General features: G+C 65.8%; 17 protein-coding genes. 9 read left to right on the top strand and 8 right to left on the bottom strand.

All coding sequences use genetic code 11. The annotated features are described in order from the left end of the window. Positions 1-29: 29 nt before the first annotated feature. From AQY21_RS20025 to AQY21_RS19985, 9 genes are all read left to right on the top strand, one after another. A complete protein-coding gene (locus AQY21_RS20025) occupies positions 30-1,196 on the top strand; it encodes a Gfo/Idh/MocA family protein (RefSeq protein WP_058099356.1) in 1,167 nt (388 codons plus the stop codon). Continuing rightward, positions 1,193-2,764 carry a sugar ABC transporter ATP-binding protein gene (locus AQY21_RS20020; RefSeq protein WP_058099355.1) on the top strand — a complete coding sequence of 524 codons (1,572 nt, stop codon included), beginning with the start codon at positions 1,193-1,195 and terminating at the stop codon, positions 2,762-2,764. Before AQY21_RS20025 ends, AQY21_RS20020 begins: the two co-directional genes overlap by 4 nt. Continuing rightward, positions 2,757-3,713 (top strand): ABC transporter permease, encoded by a 957-nt coding sequence (locus AQY21_RS20015; protein ID WP_058099354.1) that lies wholly within the window; start codon positions 2,757-2,759, stop codon positions 3,711-3,713. The genes AQY21_RS20020 and AQY21_RS20015 overlap by 8 nt, the downstream gene beginning before the upstream one ends. 2 nt (positions 3,714-3,715) lie before the next feature. Beyond that, the gene (locus AQY21_RS20010) at positions 3,716-4,015 is read left to right on the top strand and encodes a putative quinol monooxygenase (RefSeq protein ID WP_058099353.1); all 300 of its coding nucleotides are present in this window, start codon (positions 3,716-3,718) and stop codon (positions 4,013-4,015) included. Continuing rightward, the gene (locus AQY21_RS20005; protein ID WP_058099352.1) at positions 4,012-5,076 is read left to right on the top strand and encodes a sugar phosphate isomerase/epimerase; all 1,065 of its coding nucleotides are present in this window, start codon (positions 4,012-4,014) and stop codon (positions 5,074-5,076) included. The genes AQY21_RS20010 and AQY21_RS20005 overlap by 4 nt, the downstream gene beginning before the upstream one ends. Continuing rightward, the gene (locus tag AQY21_RS20000) at positions 5,073-6,185 is read left to right on the top strand and encodes a Gfo/Idh/MocA family protein (RefSeq protein WP_058099351.1); all 1,113 of its coding nucleotides are present in this window, start codon (positions 5,073-5,075) and stop codon (positions 6,183-6,185) included. The genes AQY21_RS20005 and AQY21_RS20000 overlap by 4 nt, the downstream gene beginning before the upstream one ends. A gap of 415 nt (positions 6,186-6,600) precedes the next feature. Further along, positions 6,601-7,017, top strand: coding sequence for a transposase (locus AQY21_RS19995; RefSeq protein ID WP_065169967.1), 417 nt, complete (start codon positions 6,601-6,603; stop codon positions 7,015-7,017). After that, on the top strand, positions 7,017-7,370 hold the full coding sequence (gene tnpB / locus AQY21_RS19990) for an IS66 family insertion sequence element accessory protein TnpB (protein WP_058099349.1): 354 nt from the start codon (positions 7,017-7,019) through the stop codon (positions 7,368-7,370). Before AQY21_RS19995 ends, tnpB begins: the two co-directional genes overlap by 1 nt. A gap of 67 nt (positions 7,371-7,437) precedes the next feature. Further along, positions 7,438-8,520, top strand: coding sequence for an IS66 family transposase (locus AQY21_RS19985; RefSeq protein WP_203416583.1), 1,083 nt, complete (start codon positions 7,438-7,440; stop codon positions 8,518-8,520). A 192-nt stretch (positions 8,521-8,712) separates the two neighbouring features. Here the strand turns inward: AQY21_RS19985 and AQY21_RS19980 are convergent, their stop codons facing one another. Genes AQY21_RS19980 through AQY21_RS19945 form a run of 8 tightly spaced genes read right to left on the bottom strand, consistent with a single transcriptional unit; the run spans position 8,713 to position 15,688 of the window. After that, positions 8,713-10,404, bottom strand: a complete 1,692-nt coding sequence (locus tag AQY21_RS19980) for a complex I subunit 5 family protein (protein ID WP_058099348.1) — start codon at positions 10,402-10,404, stop codon at positions 8,713-8,715. Next, a complete protein-coding gene (locus AQY21_RS19975) occupies positions 10,401-11,873 on the bottom strand; it encodes a proton-conducting transporter membrane subunit (protein ID WP_058099347.1) in 1,473 nt (490 codons plus the stop codon). The genes AQY21_RS19980 and AQY21_RS19975 overlap by 4 nt, the downstream gene beginning before the upstream one ends. Continuing rightward, complete coding sequence (locus tag AQY21_RS19970; protein WP_058099346.1) at positions 11,870-13,348, bottom strand: complex I subunit 5 family protein; 1,479 nt, start codon at positions 13,346-13,348, stop codon at positions 11,870-11,872. The genes AQY21_RS19975 and AQY21_RS19970 overlap by 4 nt, the downstream gene beginning before the upstream one ends. After that, a complete protein-coding gene (locus tag AQY21_RS19965; RefSeq protein WP_198019360.1) occupies positions 13,348-13,668 on the bottom strand; it encodes a cation:proton antiporter subunit C in 321 nt (106 codons plus the stop codon). The genes AQY21_RS19970 and AQY21_RS19965 overlap by 1 nt, the downstream gene beginning before the upstream one ends. A 1-nt stretch (position 13,669) precedes the next feature. Beyond that, positions 13,670-14,611, bottom strand: a complete 942-nt coding sequence (locus tag AQY21_RS19960) for a hydrogenase subunit MbhD domain-containing protein (protein WP_058099345.1) — start codon at positions 14,609-14,611, stop codon at positions 13,670-13,672. Further along, complete coding sequence (locus AQY21_RS19955) at positions 14,608-14,919, bottom strand: monovalent cation/H(+) antiporter subunit G (RefSeq protein ID WP_058099344.1); 312 nt, start codon at positions 14,917-14,919, stop codon at positions 14,608-14,610. Before AQY21_RS19955 ends, AQY21_RS19960 begins: the two co-directional genes overlap by 4 nt. Further along, positions 14,916-15,200, bottom strand: coding sequence for a monovalent cation/H+ antiporter complex subunit F (locus tag AQY21_RS19950; RefSeq protein ID WP_036698449.1), 285 nt, complete (start codon positions 15,198-15,200; stop codon positions 14,916-14,918). Before AQY21_RS19950 ends, AQY21_RS19955 begins: the two co-directional genes overlap by 4 nt. Next, complete coding sequence (locus tag AQY21_RS19945; protein ID WP_058099343.1) at positions 15,197-15,688, bottom strand: Na+/H+ antiporter subunit E; 492 nt, start codon at positions 15,686-15,688, stop codon at positions 15,197-15,199. Before AQY21_RS19945 ends, AQY21_RS19950 begins: the two co-directional genes overlap by 4 nt. Positions 15,689-15,907: the final 219 nt, after the last annotated feature.

The following is a 15,907-nucleotide window of genomic DNA, read 5'->3' as shown; positions in this document are numbered from 1 at the left end:
CGCGACCCGCACAAGATCGGAGACCGACAATGACCAAAGTGATGAACGTCGCCATGATCGGTGGCGGGTTCATGGGCAAGGCGCATGCCATGGCCTATGCCTCGATGCCGATGTTCTTCTGGCCCGCCCCGGCAATCCCGCACCGCAAGGTGGTCGTGGACATGACCGATGGCGCCGCCGAGGAAGCCCGCCGCCGCTTCGGCTTTGACGAAGCCTCCAGCGACTGGCGCAGCGTGGTGGAGCGGCCCGATATCGACGTGGTCGACATCTGCACGCCGAACAATGTCCATGCCGAGATTGCCATCGCCGCCGCCAAGGCGGGCAAGCACATCATCTGCGAAAAGCCCCTCGCCCGCACCGTGGAAGAGGCCCGCGCGATGACCGAAGCCGCGAAGGCCGCAGGCATCATCCACATGGTGGCCTTCAACTACCGCCGCACGCCCGCCGTGGCGCTGGCCAAGAAATATATCGAGGAAGGCCGCATCGGCCGCATCCTGAACTTCCGCGGCACCTACCTTCAGGACTGGTCGGCGGATGAGAACGGGCCGCTGTCCTGGCGCTTTCAGAAGAAGATCGCGGGGTCGGGCACGGTGGGGGATATCGGGACCCATGTGGTGGACCTTGCGCATTACCTCGTCGGTCCCATTGCCGAGGTGATCGCCATGACCAAGACCTATGTCACGACGCGCCCCATCCAGCAGGGCGGGGTGGACAAGCTGGGTGCGTCGGAGAAATCCGCTGATGCCGAACGTGCTCCGGTGGATGTGGATGACGAGGTGGTGTCGATGCTGCGCTTCGGCAACGGGGCCATCGGCAGCCTGGAGGCCACGCGCAACGCATGGGGTCGGAACAACTTCATCACGCTGGAAATCCACGGGACGAAGGGGTCGATCCACTTCAACTACGAACGCCGTGACGAGTTGCAGGTGATGTTCGCCGACGACCCCGCCGATGCACGCGGCTTCCGCACGGTCTACACTGGTCCAGCCCATCCCTATGGCGGCGGTCTGTGGCCGATCCCCGGTCTGGGCATCGGCTATTCGGAAACGAAGATCGTCGAATGCTTCGACCTGTTCAGCGCGATTGCCAGCGGCAAGCAGCCCAGCCCGAATTTCGAGGATGGTCTGCTGACGGAACTGGTGGCCGATGCCCTGCTTCGGTCGGGTGAAACCGGCAAGTGGGAGCGGGTGGAATGACCGCCCCCGCCCCGGTTGCCGTGCGGATGACGGGGATTTCCAAATCCTTCGGCGGCATTCGCGCGCTGGATGGTGTGGATTTCGAGGTGTTTGCCGGTGAGGTCCACGCCCTGCTTGGCGGTAACGGGGCGGGGAAGTCCACTATCCTGAAGGTCCTGAACGGCGTTCACGTGCCGGAGGAGGGCGAGATCGAGGTTGGTGGCCAGAAACTGGCCGCCCACTCGCCCGAAGCGGCGCGGGCGGCGGGGATCGCCATGAACTTTCAGGAAATGTCGCTGATCCCCACGCTGACTGTGGCGCAGAACATCTTCCTGACCCGCGAAGCCCGCGATGCGCGCGGGATGATCGACGATGCCGATTCCGTCCGGCGGGCGCAGGCGATTTTCGACATGTTGCAGGTCGAGGTCGATCCCGCTGCGCTGGTGGGCGATCTGGGGGCGGGTCAAAAGCAGCTGACCGAGATTGCGAAGGCGATCAGTCAGAATGCCCGCGTCCTGATCCTCGACGAACCCTCAACCGCACTTTCGGTGTCGGATGTTGAACGACTCTTCGTCTTCCTGCGGCAACTCAAGGCCAAGGGCGTGGCGATCATCTATGTCAGCCACCGCATGGACGAAATCGCCCGCATCGCGGACCGCGCCACGATCCTGCGGGATGGAAAACATGTGATCACCGCGCCGCTGGCCGATCTGCCCATCGACGTGATGATCGAACATATTGTCGGCAAGAAATCCAAGGGTCTTTCCGATGTCACCCGGGGCGATGCCACACGGGGCGAGGTTCTTCTGGACCTTGCAAACGTGACCGGCCCGCACAAGCCCGAAAACGTCAGCCTCACCCTCCACCGGGGCGAGGTTCTGGGTCTGGCCGGGTTGCTCGGCTCTGGCCGGTCGGCCTTGGCCCGCGTTATCGCAGGCATCGAACCTGCCGTTTCCGGCGAAATCCGGATCAAGGGCACGACGGTGGCGATCCGCCGCCCCGCAGACGCCATCGCCCAAGGCATCGCTCTGGTGCCGGAGGCGCGGGCGACACAAGGCATCATACCGGCACATAGTGTGGCCGAAAACATGGTCATGGCGGTTCTGGGCCGCATCGCGCCGCGCGGGATCGTGGACCGTGATCGCGTCCGAGACATCGCGGACCGCATGATCGCCCGCCTGTCGATCAAGACCGCCAGCCGCGACCATGCCGTGTCCACCCTGTCGGGCGGCAACCAGCAAAAGGTGGTGATCGGCAAATGGCTGGCGACAGAGCCGGATATCCTGATCCTCGACGAACCCACCGCAGGCATCGACATCGGATCGAAGGCCGAGATCATCCGTCTGGTCCGCGACCTCGCGCAGGCAGGGAAGGGCGTCATCGTGATCTCTTCGGAACTGTCGGAACTGCTGACGGCCTGCGACCGCATCCTCGTTATGGCGGATGGCCGTGCGCATCAGATTCTGGATCGTGCCGATCTGGACGACCCGACCGAGACGAACCCCGAACACGCCCTGCAAGCGGCCGAACGCCGCCTTCAGATCGAAATCCAGAAAGCCCTGACCATCAAGGAGGCCAGCCATGGCTAAGGCAGCAACCGCCCCGGCCGGGGCATTCTTCGCCAATTGGCGGCAGAACATCATCTATATCGGCTTCGTGGTGATCTTCGTGGTCTTCGCGCTGACGCTGAACGACAAGGGGTTTTTGAACCCGAACAACCTGCTGAACATCGTGCGGCAGACCGCGATGATCGCGGTGATGGCGGTGGCCATGACCTTCGTGCTGTCGGCGGGCGAGATCGATCTGTCGGTGGGCGCGGTGGCGGGGCTGACCACGGTGACGGTTGCCATGGCGATTGCCGTCGCCGGGCCTGTTGGCGGTGTCCTTGCCGGGTTGGCGACAGGGCTGGCCGTGGGCGTGTTCAACGGCTGGCTCACGACGCGGATCGGCATTCCGTCCTTCCTGACGACCCTTGCCATGATGGGCATCGCCAAGGGCGTGGCCATGTGGATTTCCGACACGGCGGCGGTGCCGATCCTGTCCCCCGGTTATTCCTGGATCTTCGGGGGCGGCTCGGTCGGCCCTATCCCGGTCCTGATGTTCTGGATGGCGGTAATCGCGGGCGTCGGTCATGTCGCGCTGCGCCGGTCCGGCTTTGGCCGCAAGGTTCTGGCGACGGGCGGGGGCGAAATGGCCGCGCGCTACTCCGGCATCGACACGCGCAGCATCAAGTTCAAGGTGCTGGTCCTGTCCTCTTGCGCTGCCGCGCTGGCCGGGATGCTTTACGCTGGCCGTCTGCAATCGGGCCGCTTCCAGCTTGGCGAAGGGGATGAGTTGTCGGTCATCGCCGCGGCCGTCCTTGGCGGGACGAGCCTGTTCGGCGGCAAGGGGACGGTCATCGGCACCATCGTCGGCGCGTTGATGATCGGGATGATCAACAACGGGCTGATCCTGATGGGGCTGGAGTTCAGCCAGCAGCTGATCGCCAAGGGCGCGATCATCATCCTTGCCGTTGCCTTGAGCCAGAAGCGGGGCTGACCATGTATACGATCATCGGAACCCTCACCGCCCGCCAGGAAACGCGCGAGGAACTGGCATCGCTGCTGATGGCGCTAGTGGCGCCGACGCGGGCCGAGGCGGGTTGCATCAACTACGACTTCCACGTCGATGCTGCCGATCCTTGCGTCTTTGTCTTCTACGAGAACTGGACCGACCGCGCGGCGCTGGACGCGCATCTGGCGATGCCGCATCTGCAACCGCTGGTTTCGCAGCTTGACCGTCTGCTGGCCTGTCCGGTGGAGATCCGGCCCCTGACCATGCTGTCGGAGAGGGCGGCATGACGGGCAGTGCGATCAAGGGTCCGGGCATCTTTCTGGCGCAATTCGCGGGGAATGATGCACCCTTCGACAGCCTGCCCGCGATCACGGCCTGGGCGGCAGGGCTGGGCTACAAAGGCGTGCAGATCCCGTCCTGGGATCGGCGGTTGTTCGATCTGAACCTCTGCGCCGAAAGTCAGACCTATGCTGACGAGGTGGTGGGCATTTGCGCCGAAGCGGGCATCGCCATCACGGAACTGTCCACGCACTTGCAAGGACAGTTGGTCGCGGTGAATCCCGCCTATGACGCGGCTTTCGATGCCTTCGCGCCGGAAACGGTGCGGGGCAATCCCGGCGCACGGCAGGCATGGGCGGTCGATCAGGTGACCAAGGCCGCAACGGCGGCGCGGCGTCTGGGGCTTTCGGGAACGGTCAGCTTCACCGGATCGCTGGCCTTCCCCTATCTCTATCCTTGGCCGCAGCGCCCCGCCGGACTGGTCGAGACGGCATTCGCCGAACTTGCCCGCCGCTGGACCCCCATCCTTGATGCCTATGACGATGCGGGTGTCGATATCGGCTTCGAACTGCACCCCGGAGAGGATGTGTTTGACGGCGCAAGCTGGGAGAGGTTCCTCTCTGCCGTGGCCGAACACCCCCGCGCGAGGATCAACTACGACCCGTCGCACTTCCTGTTACAGGCGATGGATTATCTGGCCTTCATCGACATCTATCACGACCGTATCTCGGCGTTCCACGTCAAGGACGCCGAGTTCCGCCCCGATGGTCGGCAGGGCGTCTATTCCGGCTATTCGCCCTGGGTGGAACGGGCGGGGCGTTTCCGCAGCCTTGGCGACGGGCAGGTGGATTTTCCGGCCGTCTTCACGCGGCTGACCCAGCACGGCTATCGCGGCTGGGCGGTGATGGAATGGGAGTGCTTCCTGAAATCCCCGGCGCAGGGTGCCGCCGAGGGTGCGCCCTTTATCGCCCGTCATCTGATCGAGGTGACGGGGCAGGCCTTCGACGATTTCGCAGGCGGGAGGGCCGATCAGGCGGTGCTGGACGCAATGCTGGGGATCCGGTCATGACACTGAAACTGGGCATGGTCGGCGGAGGACAAGGGGCCTTCATCGGCGGGGTCCACCGCATGGCCGCAAGGCTGGATGGGCGGTGGGAGTTGGTTGCGGGGGCGCTGTCCTCCGACCCGGCACGGGCCGCGGCTTCGGCGGCGGATCTCGGCATTGCGCCCGACCGCAGCTATTCCGATTTCGCGCAGATGGCTTTGGCCGAGGCAGCCCGTCCTGACGGGATCGCTGCGGTGGCGATCGTCACGCCGAACCACCTTCATGCCAAGGTGGCGACGGCCTTCCTGCGGGCAGGCATTGCAGTGATCTGCGACAAGCCGATGACCGCGACGCTTCCCGAGGCCGAGGAACTGGCTGCGCTGGCAGCCGAAACATCCGTGCCCTTCGTGCTGACCCAGACCTATACAGGCTATCCGATGGTGCGCGAGGCGCGCCGGATGATCGCCGAAGGGGCAATCGGGGCGGTGCGTCACGTGCAGGTGGAATACTTGCAGGACTGGCTGGCCGGACCCGTGGAACAGAGCGGGCAGAAACAGGCCGTCTGGCGCACCGATCCCGGCTTGTCGGGCGAGGGCGGCTGCATCGCGGATATCGGAACGCATGCCGTAAATCTCGCCACATTTGTTTCGGGGCTTGGAGTTCAGGCCGTTCTTGCCGACCTCACCGCCTTCGAGCCGGGACGGCGGCTGGATGACAACGCGGCAGTCCTCTTGCGTTTCGACGGCGGCGCGAAGGGGATGATCTGGGCAAGCCAGATCGCCCCCGGCACCAAAAACGCGCTGCGGTTCCGCATCGCCGGCGAAAGGGGGGGGCTGGCATGGGATCAGGAAGACCCTGATCTGCTCGAATTCACCCCGCTTGGCGACACGACCCGCCTGCTGCGCCGCGGTGACGGCTTGACCCAAACGCCAAGCCGCATACCGTCCGGCCATCCCGAGGGTTATCTGGAGGCGTTCGCAACTCTATACGCCGATGCGGCGGATCTGATCGAAGGTAAGGGCTTGGCGTCGACGCGAGCGCTGGCTACCGCCGAGGACGGACTTGCAGGAATGCGTTTCATCCGCGCGTGTGTCCGCTCGAATGGGGCGGGTGGAATGTGGACGGCGGCCTAACACTCGGGGGCGGTAGGCACATCTGAAAGATGTTCTCACCGCTCACCCGACCGTCCGCTTTCCGCCCATTCTTCCTCGATGCTTTCCGTAACCGCGAAGGCGAGAACCGCTGCGATAGCTGGGGTCTCCGCGCTTCTCGCCTTCGCTAACGCTGCGAGCGGTACTTCAGTGGCTCCCGGTGCCGAAGGTCATGCGACTGGGTCAAGCCGCCCGCGAGACCAATAGCGGACCCCGAAGAGCGCGAATTGCTGAGACAGATGCAAGCCGCACCTACTGCGAACCGCCAGTTCCACGCGTCCGATTTGTGTCGCTTGTAAGCGCCACGGCGCTCTCCTCCTGCCGCTGCTGATCTGATCGGTCCATTCTCCGCGGGTGGGCATGGCGCGGAGGGGTGGTTTTGGAGATAGACGGCAAAATGGGCGTCCATTTGGACGGCTCGATCGACGGTGGGGTTTCCCGGCTTGAGGTGATTGAGGGACCCAGCGGTCGGCGCCGACGCACGAAGGGCGAGCGGGCGCGAATCGCAGTGGAAAGCCTGATGCCCGGGGTGACGGTGGCCGATGTCGCGCGCCGGCATGGCGCGACCCGCTGGCAGATCTATGACTGGCGCAAGAAGCTGCGGGCGGGGGAATTGCTGGTTCCCGAGAGCATGGCGGCGCTGCCTGCTTTTGCCGAACTGGTCGTCGAGGATCCCTCGCCGCCTGCGGTTCAGGCCCATGCCGGGTTCGATCTGGAGATCGTTGTGGGCGATGTCGTGATCCGCGCCGGTGCTGACGCCAATGAGGGCCAGTTGGCTCGGGCGATCCGCGCGGCCCGGGCTGCGGCATCGTGATGTTCGGCCAGAGCGGGCCGGTAAAGGTCTTCGTGGCGACACGGCCGGTGGACTTTCGCAAGGGCATCGATGGCCTGGCGCTGGCGGTGCAGGAGATGTTCGGGCTCGACCCGTTCTGCGGGGCGGTCTTTGTGTTCCGATCGAAACGCGCGGACAGGATCAAGTTGCTGGCCTGGGATCAGACCGGGATGGTGCTGGTTCACAAGCGGCTGGAGGGCGGGAAATTCGTCTGGCCGCAGGTGCGGGACGGGGTGATGCGGATGTCCTCCGCGCAACTCGCCGCCTTGTTCGAGGGGCTGGACTGGCGACTGGTCCGGCCGGAGCGGGCGCGTCGTCCGCTGGCAGCAGGGTGAGCGTGATGGTGCGGGAAAGCCCTGTTTTTACTGGTCATATACCTCGCTCCATGATTCACTTCACCCCATGGATGCTGCCGCTCTCGCCCGCGAAAACGCTCTGCTGAAGGCTCGCCTGGCCGAGGTCGAGGCGGTGCTGACCGAGGTGCAGGAGGCCAATCGCCGGCTGGAAGACATCGTGCGCACGGCGCAACGCGAGAAGTTCGGCAAAAGCTCCGAGAAGCTGTCGCCCGACCAGTTCAATCTGCCACTCGAGGATGCCGAACTGGCCCAGGGCGTGCTCGAGGCGGCACAGGAAAAGGCCGAGGCCGCCCTGAGGGCTGCCAAGGGCACGGGTGCGCCCCGCAAGCCCCGGCGCAACCGGGGGAACCTTCCGCCGCATCTGCCGCGGATCGAGCGGGTGATCGAGCCTGCCAGCATCCTGTGCCCCTGCGGCTGTGGCGAGATGGCCCGGATCGGCGAGGACGTGTCCGAGCGACTGGACGTCATCCCGGCCCGGTTCCGGGTGCTGGTGACGCGGCGCCCGAAATACGCCTGCCGGCGCTGCTCGCAGGGCATGGGGCAAGCCCATGCCCCCGAGCATGTCGTGCCCGGCGGGCTGCCCACGGAGCAGCTCATCGCCTGGATCATGGTCTCGAAGTTCGGCGACCATCTGCCGTTCTATCGCCAGGCCGGGATCTTCAAGCGGCAGGGCATCGATCTCGACCGCGGGACGCTCGGCAACTGGGTCGGCCGCGCCTGCTTCCACCTGCTGCCGATCATCCGGCACATGCAGGCCCATCTGCGCCGGGCCGATCGCATCTTCGTCGACGAGACCCGCGCGCCGGTGCTGGATCCGGGGCGCAAAACCACGAAGAGCGGCTATTTCTGGGCCGTGGTGTCCGACGATCGCGGCCATGGCGGTGTCGGCCCGCCCATCGTGCTGTTTCATTACGCCCCCGGTCGGGGCAAGGAGCATCCGCTGAACTTCCTCGCCGGGTATCGGGGCCGGTTCCTGCAATGCGATGCCTACCAGGCCTACAACGCGATGACCGAGATCGCGCGCGAGGGTGGCCCCTGGCGGCTGGCGACAAATCCCGTCAGGGGGAGGGTTCCACATGGGTCAATTCTCAGTGACATTTTCTATCGTGGCTGGGTCAGTTCTCAGTGACATCCAACAAACATGGATACAAGCAGTACCGGGGATGTCTTGGCGGCACGCCTCCCGGACTTGTGCCTGCCCCCATGCGGGGCGGCCGGCGATTTCGATTTAGTATGGCTTCTCGCCGATTCAAGACCTGCGCGGCGTTCGCGACTGTATGTCTGCCGATGTCCGCGTCTCGCGTTTCGCCTCTCCACTGCTTCATAGCGTGGCCAGGATCACCAGCATCAGGAGAAGTGCTCCGCTTATCGACCATCGCGACAACAGGCGCTCCGCCCGCGACGCCCATTCACCCGCCACGCGGTCGAGCATGAGACGCTTTTCGGGAAGCCTGAGCGCGGCGATCCAATGCGGCCGTGCCGGAATCATCGACAGAAGGCGTGCACCGGTGTCAGTGGTCGGAATGAGCAGGTCGCCTTCGGGAATACCTGGAGCACCCAGCCGTGCGACCGCCACCAAGGCGCCAACGACACCGGCCGCCGCCGCCGGCCAGAAGGCGGACAGAAGGCTGTCCGGCGCGAGCGGATAGGCGGCCGGCAGGCCGGTGACGCCTGTGAACAGCAACCATGGCACGATCAGGCCCGCCGCCACGGTCGCCAGCCATGGAACGAGCAGGCCGGCTGCCGGTCGCGCGTCAGGCTCGTGGCTGCCGGTCGCGGCGACCTTGAGCATGAAGCGAAGCATCAGCATTGCGGTGCCGACGGCAGAGAGCGTGAACAGGAGTTCCGCCGCGCCGCCGCCGAGAGGTGGCTTTGCGCCGAGCTTGGCCAGCGCCCCGCCGGTGAGCGGCAGACCGGCGAGCGACAGCGCGGGTAGGGTGAGCGTCGCCAGCACCGGCACGAGCGACCGCTTCCCGCTCGCGCCCACGACGCCGACGCCCATGAACAGCGCGCCCTTGGCGAGACCGTGATGAAGGGCGTAGAAGCTCGCCGAGGCGAGCGCGATTTCTGGCGAGCCCTGTTGGAGTGCCGTCGCCAGCACGGCAACCACGAGACCCATCTGGCTGACGGTCGAATAGGCGAGCACGGTCTTTGGGTTCTGTTGCGTCAGCCCGATCGCTACGCCGTAGAAGGCGGTGGCGAGTCCGGCCCACAACAGCGCCTCGTGCCAGAAGCGTAGGTCGACCCCGAACGGCAGGAACTGGATAAGCCCGAATATCCCGGCCTTGACGATCGCGCCCGACAGAACGGCCGACGCAGGTGTCGGGGCCGCAGGATGAGCGAGAGGCAGCCAAACATGTAGCGGCACAAGGCCCGCCTTGATGCCGAAGCCGGCGACAAGAAGCGTAAGGACCGCCCCCTGCCACGGCGAGTCGACCATCGATTCGCGCATGTCCGCGATCAGCAGCGTCTCCGCGCTGGACGCGGCCAGCATGAAGCCGAGTAGCAGAGCGGTCTCGCCGGCCAGCGCCAGCACAATGTAGACGAGGCCCGCACGCATCGCCTTTGCTGAGCGCGTATGGACGACTAGCGGATAGGCGGCGAGCGAAACGCAGGCGAAGCTCACATAGAAGGTTGCGACGTCGGCTGCGAGGAACACGCCGAAATTGCCAGCAAGCGTAAGGCACCACAGTGCTGCGAAGCCGCCGGCCCGCTCGTCGCCGCGCATGTAAGTGCGCGCGAAGATGCCGGCGGCGGTCCACAGGAATGCCGCGAAGCCGAGGAACAGCCGGGCATTGCCTTCGAGCGCAAGCTGCGCGCCGAGCAGCAGGTCGGGGGCTTCGAATGCGCTCCCCTCGGGCGCGAACAGCGCCGTAGCGAGGGCCGGCAGCGGCGCCAGCGGCAGCAGCGACAGGCTATGTGGCCGCATCGCCGGCAGGTGGGCGGCCACCGCCAGCGTCAGTGGCAAGGCGAGGACAGGAATTAGCCAGAGCGCACCATACGAAAGAATCATGGCAGATAGACCCTTTCCACAATCAGCGTCGACCAGCCGAGCGGGCTGAGCGCGAAGGCGGCGAGCAGACCCGCGCCGAGCGACGCGAGCGCCGTCACCGCACCGGGCAGGATGAGCGCTGCCGGTGCTTCGATAATGCCTTCGCGCGGCGGGTCGCCCGCCGGCGGACGGAACCACGCGCGATAGACCAGCGGCAGGAAATAGGCGGCGTTGAGCAGGCTGGAGGTGGCCAGCACGAGGATCACCCAGGGCTGGCCCGCCTGGAGGCCGCCGATGCCGAGATACCATTTGGACACAAAGCCGGCGACCGGCGGCACGCCGATCATGCCGAGCGCGCCGACGGTAAAGGCGAGCATCGTCACCGGCATGCGCCGTCCTGCACCGTCGAGCTGGTCAATGGAGGTGATGCCGAGCCGCTCAGCGAGCGCACCTGCTGTAAAGAACAGCGTGATCTTCATCAGGCCCTGGTGGACGAGGTGGACGAGCCCGCCGATAGTGGCGAAAGGACCGGCCAGGCTCGCGCCGAGCACGATGTAGGAGACCTGGCTGACGGTAGAGAAGGCGAGCCGGCGCTTGATGTCCGTCTGCTGGAGTGCGCGGACCGAGCCGTAAACAATGGTCAGCGAGGCGAGCACCGCCAGCGTCAGCCCCAGCGAAAGCTCGGCCACGCGCTCGATGCCGTAGATGTCGTAGATGAAGCGCACGATGCCGAACGCGCCGGCCTTCACGACAGCCACGGCATGGAGCAGCGCGCTCACCGGCGCCGGCGCGGCCATGGCCTGCGGTAGCCATCCGTGGAACGGCACCAGCGCCGCCTTCACCCCCAGCCCGCCGACGCAAAGGAAGAAGATCGCGCGCAAGGTCCAGTCGTCGATGTTCGCGAGCGCACCGGGACGCGCGAACTCGACCGGGCCGGTCATGCCTTCCAGCCACACGATGCCGAACAGCAGCGCAGCACTTCCGGCCATGGTGTAGGCGAGATAGGAGCGGCCGGCGGCCATGGATTTCTCGTCGCCCTTATGGACGACGAGAGGCCATGTCGAGAGCGTCAGCAGTTCGTAGAACAGGAAGAAGGTGATGAGCGAGCCGGACAGGGCGATGCCGGTGGTGGCCGTCACGCAAAGGTTGAAGAAGGCGAAGAAGCGCGACAGGTTCGGCTTCCCACCGAAATAGGCGATCGCATAGACAGTGGTGACGAGCCACAGGAAGGCGGACAGCGTCACAAACAGCAGCGCGAGAGCGTCGACCCGCAACAGCAGATAGAGACCGGGAACGAATTGCAGCCGCGTCTCGTAGACCATGCCGCGCGCCACGCCCTCGAGCAGGAAGGCGATCAGCACCAGCTTCAGGAGCGCGCCGGCGATGTTGATTGAGTTGCGCAGCCGCGTGCGCTCCTCCGCGAGGAAGAAGCAGATGAAGGACGGCGCGAAGGCGCAGGCCATCAGGGCGATGGGAAGTGCCTGTGTCATTCCGTCCCTCCCTCCAACACTTCGGGCAGGCCGATCTGAAGGAACTGATAGGGAATACTCGATGCCAGGCCGATAATTGTCGCGATCAGCGCCAGCGCCAGCGGGATCGTTTGCCGCGCCTTGGGGACCGGCGCGATTTCGGGCACATGACTGCCTGCAAAGGCCGCATTGAGCGGCCGGAACAGGTAGATCACCGCCAGGAGTCCGCCGGCGATCATCACCAGCGCGTAGAAGATCTGGCCGCCGGCGAGCGCGGAGGTCAGCATCAGATACTTGGCCATGAAGCCGCCGGACGGCGGCAGGCCCATGATCGAGAGCGCCGCGAGACCGAAGGCGGCCATCGTCATCGGCAGGGCGCGGGCGATGCCCTTCATGTCGGCGATCCGGTCATGCCCGAGCGCCTCGATGATCAGGCCGGCCGCGAGGAACAGGGCGGCCTTGGCGAAAGCGTGCGAGAGCGCATGGAAGATGCCGCCGGTCCACGCGCCGGCCGCCCAGGGCAGCGCGAAGGCCGAGCCGTCCGCGAGCGGAAAGATGAAGAACAGATAGCCGATCTGAGCCACGGTCGAATAGGCGATCACGAGCTTGAGCCGGCCCTGGCGGATGGCGAGCAGCGAGCCATAGATGACCGCACACGCGCCTAGGAGGCCCAGCGTCTGCACGAGCCACGGGCTTTGCGCGTCCGGCATCACGTGGAACCAGATGCGCACGATGATGAAGAACGACGCCTTCACCACCAGCGCCGAGAGCAGCGCGCTCGCCGGCGCTGGCGCATTGCCGTGCGCGGGCGGCAGCCAGGCATGAAGCGGGAACAGCGCAGTCTTCGCCAGAAGCCCGGCCGTCATCAGCCCGCCGGCGAGGACGACGGCGCGGTCGGGCTCGATAGCTTCGCTAAGCAGGCCGATGTCAAGCGTGGCGGCCGAGGCGTAGAGCAGAGCGACACCAGTCATATAGGCGAGCGAGCCCATCAGGGCGAAGATCATGTAGCGCAGTGCGGCCGCGGTGCCGCCATAGGCGACCATAGCCACTGCGGTGAGGGTCAAAAGCTCCAAAGCGACATAGAAGTTGAACAGGTCGCGCCCGACGAAGATCGCGTTGAGCGCTGCCCACATGGCGAAAAACAGCGGCCAGAAGGTGAAGCTCTGCGTCGTCTCGGCTGGATCGGAGCCGAAGGCGCGGCGCGCAAAGAGCGCTACGGCGGGCATGATGATCGCGCCAGTCATCACGAAGACGGCCGAAAGCCCGTCCGCGCCGAGCGCGATGCCGAGCGGCACGGCCCAGCCGCCGACAGCCACCTCCAGCGGTCCGTGACTGCCAACCGCAAGGCAAAGCAGCACCGCGAGCGCAAGCATTGCTGGACCAATCCCGAGGACGAGACCGGACGAGAACCTGCCCGACACAATGGCAAGCAGGGTCGCGGCCAGCGGCAGGCCGACGGTGAGTTCCAGAAGCGGCAGCGTAAGGAGAGCACCCATCACGTCTCCTCCCGGTCCTCTTCCGGCAGCACAGCGCGGCCGGCCTCCTCCGCGTGCTTCAGCACCAGCGCTACCGCGAGCGCGGTCAGCGACAGAGCCACAACGATCCCCGTGATGATGAGAGCGTGGGGCACGGGATCAGCCCCGGCTTGCGGAGCGCGGTAGCCGAGCGCGCCGAGAAAGAGGAAGACGCCGCTGCCGATGACGTTGAAGGCCAGCACCCGCCGCAGGAGATGGGCACGCACGATGAAGCCGTAGACGCCGATGCCAATCATCGCGGCGCCGCAAAGGGCGTAGAGGGTAGCGGTCGACAGCATCATCTCACGTTCCCTCCCTCGGCGTGCCGGCGACGAGAAGGGCGAGCGTGACGGCAATGGAAAAGGTCAGCGCGAACTCGATTGCCAGGATCAGCGCCTTGGCGAAATCGACGGGCAGGCCCAGGAAGCTGCCGAAAGCCGCGCCGACGAGGCCGACGCCGAGGAACACGGCCGGCCCGACGACGAGGGCGAGGCGCAGGAGCCGACTCGACATGCGCGGCTCTTCGGCAATGCCGGCCATGACGACCAGCAGCCAGACGGCGGCGAGGATGGTGCCGGCCTGGAACGCGCCGCCGGGCATTTCGCTGCCCGCCCAGACTACATAGACGGCGACCACGAGGCCGAGTGGCGGCAGCAAGCGGCCGAAGGTCGCGAGCACGCCGTCCGGGCGCGCATGCTGGCGCAGGCCTGGCACGCCGCCCCAAAGCTCCTTCGGCGTGAGCGCCCAGACCGCGACCAGCGCGATCAGCAGCACGATGCTTTCCATCAGTGTGTCATACGCGCGGAAGTTGAGGAGCACCGCCGTAACGGGATTTCCGACGCCGGATTCAGAGAGGTTCTCAGTGACGAGAGGAACGAGGCCCGGCGCCCCTACCGGGAGCGCGAGCACGGCGAGCGCGAGCATTCCCGTCACCGTTACGGACACAGCGGCGGCGGCGAGCTTCGGCAACACCGGCATGGCGGGATCATTGCCGCCGTCGCCGCAGCGCCGCTGGAGCATCGACCACGCTCCGATCAGCAGCACGCCGGTAAGGCCGGCTCCGATCGCGGCCTCCGCCAGCGCCACGTCGACGGCCCCGAGCCGCAGCCAGGCGAGCCCGATCAGAATGCCGTAAGTGACGAAGAAGGCAATCGAGGCGAAGAGATCGCGCCCGGCCACCGCCGAGACGGCAGTTCCTACTAACAGGAGGCACAGCATGGCGTCGAAGACAAAGGCAGCAGTCACCGGGCGCCTCCCTTCTCGTCAAGGTCTGGCAGGCGGTCGAGCGCGGCGCGGGCAACCAGTTGCGCGACTGTCGCGGCCGCTAAGACGGCGAGCAGCCAGACGAGGCCGAGCTTGGCGACGCCCCAGACATCGGGCATCCGGAAGGCGAGACCGAAGGCGATCAGCCCGAGGCCGAGATTGTCGGCCTTGGTCAGCGCGTGAAGCCGCGTGTGCGTGTCGGGAAAACGCAGCAGGCCGACAGTGCCGGCCACGAAGAAGAAGATGCCGGCGACGACGAACAGAATCGTGAAGGCCTCTGCGAGGTTCATCTGTCGTCCTCCTCCGGATCACCGGCCCCGTCCGGGCTCGATGCCTTGACGAAGGCGACTGCCGCGAAGGCAGCCAGCAGTGCCAGCACCAGCGCCACGTCGATCATCGCGCCGTTTCCTTCGGCGCCGGCTAAAAGCAGCACCGTGCCGACGCCGCTCGTGCCGATCAATTGCGCGCTCATCATGCGCTCGGCGCGCGTCGGGCCGATATGGATGCGTATAAGGCTCGCCGCCACGGTCAGCAGAAGAATGAGGCCGGCAAGGTAGAGAAAACTGGTCATGGCCCCCGCTCCTCTCGTCTGTCCCCCTCGGTAAGCGTGGAGGCGATCCTTTCCTCTTCGTCGCGCAGGCTCCCTTCCACGTCCTGGCCCCTGTCGAGGCAGTGGACGTAGAGCACGTCGCCGCGTCCGCCAGCCACCAGCGAGCCTGGTAGAAGACTCGTCTCGCTGCCGAACGAGACCCTAGGCAGGCCCCTAGGCAGCTTCGTGCGATAGGCGATCCAGCCTGCGTCGAGTGGCATACGCGGGTGAAGCGCGCGGCGGGCGACGTCGATCCCGCCAAGAAGCGAGCTGCGCAAAAATCCGGGAGCGAGCCGGATCATCCCCGCGATACTCACGCGATGCGAGCCGGGCGGTAGCAGGATGAGGCTAACCCATGTCGAGCCTGCCGCAACCACGATACCGAAGGCGAAGCCCGAAACGTCGGCGCGGGTCAGCACGAGCCAGATCAGAGCGAAAAGAACGAGCCGCTTTGCCACCATCAGCTTCATCGCACACCCATGTATCTACTCGCATGGACGGGAGCCCGAACCCGCAGCGCCCACGCGGCCAATTCGATCTCTATGTTCCCGCTCAAGACCGGGGGTCCCGGCAAGATGAGAAAATTGATGGAGCATCCCGAGATGGGACGGAGAATTTTCCGATTGATAGGTATTTGTCAACGGCGGAGTAAAGGCCGGCCACTGGGCGGAGCAAGAGTCGGCCACAGC

This window comes from Paracoccus sp. MKU1 (genome assembly GCF_001447385.1).
Classification (GTDB): Bacteria; Pseudomonadota; Alphaproteobacteria; order Rhodobacterales; family Rhodobacteraceae; genus Paracoccus.
The sequence above is the reverse complement of the archived record's forward strand: the minus strand, read 5'-3'. Positions and strand labels throughout refer to the sequence as shown.